The sequence below is a fragment of the Streptomyces sp. NPDC060027 genome (genome assembly GCF_042737005.1).
In the GTDB taxonomy this organism is placed as follows: Bacteria; Actinomycetota; Actinomycetes; order Streptomycetales; family Streptomycetaceae; genus Streptomyces.
Genome location: NZ_JBHWVI010000372.1, coordinates 1 through 5,122, shown reverse-complemented (window position 1 = coordinate 5,122; position 5,122 = coordinate 1). Strand labels below are relative to the sequence as shown.

General features: G+C 68.2%; 5 protein-coding genes. 2 read left to right on the top strand and 3 right to left on the bottom strand.

All coding sequences use genetic code 11. The annotated features are described in order from the left end of the window. Positions 1-240: 240 nt before the first annotated feature. From ACFWBT_RS41750 to thyX, 3 genes are all read right to left on the bottom strand, one after another. Entirely contained in the window at positions 241-1,926 is a 1,686-nt protein-coding gene (locus ACFWBT_RS41750) for a ribonuclease J (RefSeq protein ID WP_385709686.1), read from the bottom strand. A 136-nt stretch (positions 1,927-2,062) separates the two neighbouring features. After that, positions 2,063-2,962 (bottom strand): 4-hydroxy-tetrahydrodipicolinate synthase, encoded by a 900-nt coding sequence (gene dapA, locus ACFWBT_RS41745; protein ID WP_385709683.1) that lies wholly within the window; start codon positions 2,960-2,962, stop codon positions 2,063-2,065. 211 nt (positions 2,963-3,173) lie between these two features. After that, entirely contained in the window at positions 3,174-3,914 is a 741-nt protein-coding gene (gene thyX, locus ACFWBT_RS41740; RefSeq protein WP_385709680.1) for an FAD-dependent thymidylate synthase, read from the bottom strand. Between the two features lie 246 nt (positions 3,915-4,160). Between thyX and ACFWBT_RS41735 the strand changes: the two genes are divergently transcribed. Continuing rightward, positions 4,161-4,400, top strand: a complete 240-nt coding sequence (locus ACFWBT_RS41735; protein WP_385709678.1) for a hypothetical protein — start codon at positions 4,161-4,163, stop codon at positions 4,398-4,400. A 90-nt stretch (positions 4,401-4,490) separates the two neighbouring features. Further along, a complete protein-coding gene (locus ACFWBT_RS41730) occupies positions 4,491-5,048 on the top strand; it encodes a hypothetical protein (RefSeq protein ID WP_385709676.1) in 558 nt (185 codons plus the stop codon). Positions 5,049-5,122 lie beyond the last annotated feature (74 nt).

Sequence of the window (5,122 nt, the reverse complement as noted above, 5' to 3'; positions counted from 1 at the left end):
CTATCAGATCCTCTCGGGCCCGATTTCCTCGGTGCTTTCCAGGTAATCCGCTTTCGCGTTTCCCTTTCCAGCGGCTCCGACTTTATCAGAATGTCTGAGTCGGAATTCCCGCCCCGGTCGGGGACTGGTTCCGGCGCACGAAGCTGCCGGGTTCCCGTTCAGGCGGAGACGTAAACGTACTGGAGCGGGGCTCCCCGATGCAAATCGAGGCGCCCCGCTCCTGGTTGGCGCTCGTCGGGGTCAGACCTCGACGACGACCGGGAGGATCATCGGGCGCCGGCGGTAGTTGTCGGAGACCCACTTGCCCAGCGTGCGGCGGATGAGTTGCTGCAGCTGGTGGGGCTCGACCACGCCGTCCTGAGCGGACCGCTCCAGGACCTCCGTGACCTTCGGGATGACATCGGCGAAGGCGGAATCGTCGATGCCGGAGCCGCGTGCCTGTACGTGCGGGCCGCCCGTCAGCTTGCCGGTGCTGGAGTCCATCACCACGAAGACCGAGATGATGCCCTCGTCGCCGAGGATCTTGCGGTCCTTGAGCGCGGGCTCACCGACGTCACCGACCGAGAGGCCGTCGACGTACACATACCCCGCCTGGACCTTGCCGGAGATCTTCGCCTTGCCCTCGATCAGGTCGACGACGACGCCGTCCTCGGCGATCACGATGCGGTCGTGCGGGACACCGGTCAGGGCGCCCAGCTCGGCGTTGGCGCGCAGGTGGCGCCATTCGCCGTGGACCGGCATCAGGTTGCGCGGCTTGCAGATGTTGTAGAAGTACAGCAGCTCGCCCGCGGAGGCGTGTCCGGAGACGTGCACCTTGGCGTTGCCCTTGTGGACGACGTTCGCGCCCCAGCGGGTCAGGCCGTTGATCACGCGGTAGACCGCGTTCTCGTTGCCCGGGATCAGGGACGACGCCAGGATCACCGTGTCGCCCTGGACGATCCGGATCTGGTGGTCGCGGTTCGCCATCCGGGAGAGGGCGGCCATCGGCTCGCCCTGGGAGCCCGTACAGACGAGGACGATCTCGTGATCCGGGAGGTCGTCGAGCGTCTTGACGTCGACGACCAGGCCCGGCGGGACCTTCAGATAGCCGAGGTCTCGCGCGATGCCCATGTTGCGGACCATCGAGCGGCCGACGAAGGCGACCCTGCGGCCGTACTCGTGGGCGGTGTCGAGGATCTGCTGGATGCGGTGGACGTGGCTGGCGAAGCTCGCCACGATGATCCGCTTGCTGGCGTTGGCGAAGACCTGGCGCAGGACGTTCTGGATGTCGCGCTCGGGCGGGACGAAGCCCGGGACCTCGGCGTTCGTGGAGTCCGAGAGGAGAAGGTCGATGCCTTCCTCGCTCAGGCGCGCGAACGCGTGCAGGTCCGTGAGGCGTCCGTCCAGCGGGAGCTGGTCCATCTTGAAGTCGCCGGTGTGGACGACCATGCCCGCGGGGGTGCGGATGGCGACCGCGAGGGCGTCCGGGATGGAGTGGTTGACCGCGACGAACTCGCAGTCGAAGGGGCCGATGCGCTCACGGTGGCCTTCGGCCACCTCGAGCGTGTAGGGCCGGATGCGGTGCTCCTGGAGCTTCGCCTCGATGAGGGCGAGGGTCAGCTTGGAGCCGATCAGCGGGATGTCCGGCTTCTCGCGCAGGAGGAACGGGACGCCGCCGATGTGGTCCTCGTGGCCGTGCGTGAGCACGATGCCCTCGATGTCGTCGAGGCGGTCCCTGACGGACGTGAAGTCCGGCAGGATCAGGTCGATTCCGGGCTGCTCCTCCTCGGGGAAGAGCACTCCGCAGTCGACGATCAGCAGGCGGCCTCCGTACTCGAAGACCGTCATGTTCCGGCCGATCTCGCCGAGGCCGCCGAGCGGGGTGACCCGGAGGCCGCCCTTCGGGAGGACCGGCGGTGCGCCGAGTTCAGGATGCGGATGACTCAAAAGACTCTCCTCACCACGCGCGCCACGTACCTGGCAAGGCACGTGGCGCGCGTGACGTTCGTGCAGTAGCAGTTGTCTGTGTGGGGTGCAGGCCGATGGCCTGCGGGTCGTGCGTATTCAGTTGTGAAGTCTGTGGTTAGAGCTCTACCCCGCCGGCGCCAAGATCGATCTTGAGCTGAGTGGTCTCCTCGGGGGACAGTTCGACCATCGGGGCGCGCAGCGGACCGGCGGGCAAGCCCTGGAGGGCGAGCGCGGCCTTGGTCGTCATGACGCCCTGGGTGCGGAACATACCGGTGAAGACGGGTAGCAGCTTCTGGTGGATCTCGGTGGCCTTCTGGACGTCGCCCGAGACGTACGCGTCGAGCATCGCGCGCAGTTCCGGGGTGACGACGTGGCCCACGACGGAGACGAAGCCCACCGCGCCGACGGAGAGCAGCGGCAGGTTCAGCATGTCGTCGCCGGAGTACCAGGCGAGGCCGGAGCGGGCGATGGCCCAGCTGGCGCGGCCGAGGTCCCCCTTGGCGTCCTTGTTGGCGACGATACGCGGGTGCTCGGCGAGCCGCACCAGGGTTTCGGTGTTGATCGGGACGCCACTGCGGCCGGGGATGTCGTAGAGCATGACCGGCAGTTCGGTCGCGTCGGCGATGGCCGAGAAGTGCCGGTACAGGCCCTCCTGCGGGGGCTTGTTGTAGTACGGCGTCACGGTGAGCAGGCCGTGTGCGCCGGTCTTCTCGGCGTCGCGGGCCAGCTCGATGCTGTGACGGGTGTCGTTCGTGCCGACGCCGGCGACGATGTGGGCGCGGTCGCCCACCGCCTCCAGCACGGCGCGTACGAGCTCCGATTTCTCCGCGTTGCTGGTGGTCGGGGACTCACCGGTGGTGCCGTTGATGATCAGGCCGTCGTTGCCTGCGTCCACCAGGTGGGTGGCGAGCCGCTGAGCGCCGTCGAGGTCGAGTGCGCCGTCCGCCGTGAAGGGCGTGACCATGGCGGTGAGGACCCGCCCGAAGGGGGTCTGCGGAGTGGAGGTCGGAGCCATGGGTAATACGCTACTCGCTGCTCAACGCGGGGTCTGCCCTCGGGGGACACGACAAAGCATGACAAAGGTGGAACCCGGCACTGCCTGCTCGGGGGTTCAAGCAGTGCCGGGTCCGTTTGATCAGGCTAGATGAACTTCGCGAAATGCCGCAATACGGACACTTCGCTCGGCTGATCCGTACATCTGTGCCGGACCGGTGCGCTGGGGCGCGTTACGGCGCCACGCGCCCGTTGGCGTTGTAGGCCGCGTACGTGAGCGGCATGAGCCTGGCCCACTCCGCCTCCATCTTCTCGCCGACCATCTCGATCTCCCGCTGCGGGAAGGACGGGACCTTGGCGAGCTCGTGCTGGGTGCGCAGGCCGAGGAAGTGCATCAGGGAGCGCGCGTTGCACGTGGCGTACATCGAGGAGAACAGGCCGACCGGGAGTACGGCGCGGGCCACCTCGCGGGCCACACCGGCGGCGAGCATCTCCTGGTAGGACGCGTACGCCTGGCGGTAGGAGTCCTCCATCACACGGCCCGTGAGCTCCTGCTGCGCCTGCGTGCCCTCGACGAAGACGTACTTGCCGGGGCGGCCCTCCTGAATCAGCTTCCGGGAGGCGTCCGGGACGTAGAAGACCGGCTCCAGCTCCCTGTAGCGGCCCGATTCCTCGTTGTACGACCAGCCCACGCGGTGCCTCATGAACTCGCGGAAGACGAAGATCGGGGCGCTGATGAAGAAGGTCATCGAGTTGTGCTCGAAGGGGCTGCCGTGCCGGTCCCGCATCAGGTAGTTGATCAGGCCCTTGGAGCGCTCCGGGTCCTTCTGCAGCTCTTCCAGCGACTGCTCCCCGGCAGTGGAGACACGGGCGGCGAACAGCACATCGGCGTCGGAGGCCGTGTGCTTGATCAGCTCGACGGTGACATCGCTGCGGAAGAAGGGCTTGAGCTCGTCGGCTGGGGTGTCGGTCACGGTGGGCAGGGTCCTTCCCATCACTGGCTCGGGCGGCGACCACTCTACGGCCCGGCGTCCGCCCGGCGTCCGCAACCGGGCGTTCCCTGCCGGCCGTGACATTCGCCGGCGAACTTCTGCGAATTCGGAGAATCTGGGCACCTCTTGGACCATTCGACCGTCTGTATGAGTGAGAATGATGAGTTCGAGTCACTTTGTCGCCGGACCGTCGTGTCCCCGCGAGCCCCCAGAGGAGAAACACCGCCCATGTTCCGTCGGCGCGATCCCGTCCCGTTCGCCTTCATCGCCGAAGCCGACCAGTTCCGCAGCAATGTCGCTCCCCCGCCGCGCGAGCGGCCCTCCGCCGGGCAGATAACCGGCCGGTGGCTCATCGGCCTCACCGTGATCGCCGGGATCGCCGGGTCCCTGATCCTCGGGATGCCCGCCCTGTCACAGGATCAGTCACCTGCGCAGACGCAGGGTTCCCAGGCTTCGGACGGCCGCTGACTCTTCCGGACCCCCAAGGGTGGTGAGCCGGCATCCGGCTCGATAACCTCACCGGGCACAGCCCATGCGTGGATTGAGTGAGGATCAGTCGTGCCCCTGCCCTTCCTGACGGCGGACCGCGCCTTTGACGAGGCGGCGGAGGATGTCGCGCTGCCCTTCGACGACCGCGACCACTGGCGGCGCCCCTACCGGCCCGGCCCGTGGCGGGTGGGTGCGGCCGCGCTCATCCTGCTGCTCGCCTCGTATGTCCTCGTAGCGGCTGTGATCATCGCCGTGGCCGGGACGCTGCCGGCCGCCGGGGCCTGTATGGCCGGGGCGGCGGCCGCCATACTGTGCGCGCTGCGGCTGCTGCGCGTGGGTGTGTGGGTCAGCGCCCGAGGACTGCGCAGGGTGGGCTTCTTCGTCACGCACACGACTCCGTGGGAGCAGGTCGTGGCGGTGCGCACGGTGCAGCAGCCGGTGCGCTGGCTGGGACTGCCCCGCACGGTTCAGGGCCAGGCCCTGATGCTCGTACGCGGCGATCGTGCGCCCGGGGACGTGCCGCCGCTGATGACCACGCACAACGCCGACTTCCTGGCGCGTACGGAGGCCTTCGACCGGGCGGCGGACGCCGTCGAGGTGTGGGCCGACGAGTACCGCCGGGTCTGAGACTCCCGCCTCGGCGGATCTCCGCACACGGCTTCGACGACGAAGGGGCCGGTCCGCTCAGCGCGGACCGGCCC

Bases quoted from the DNA above. Each gene is read 5' to 3' on its own strand.
- dapA (WP_385709683.1), bottom strand. From the start codon at position 2,962: ATGGCTCCGACCTCCACTCCGCAGACCCCCTTCGGGCGGGTCCTCACC.
- ACFWBT_RS41735 (WP_385709678.1), top strand. From the start codon at position 4,161: ATGTTCCGTCGGCGCGATCCCGTCCCGTTCGCCTTCATCGCCGAAGCC.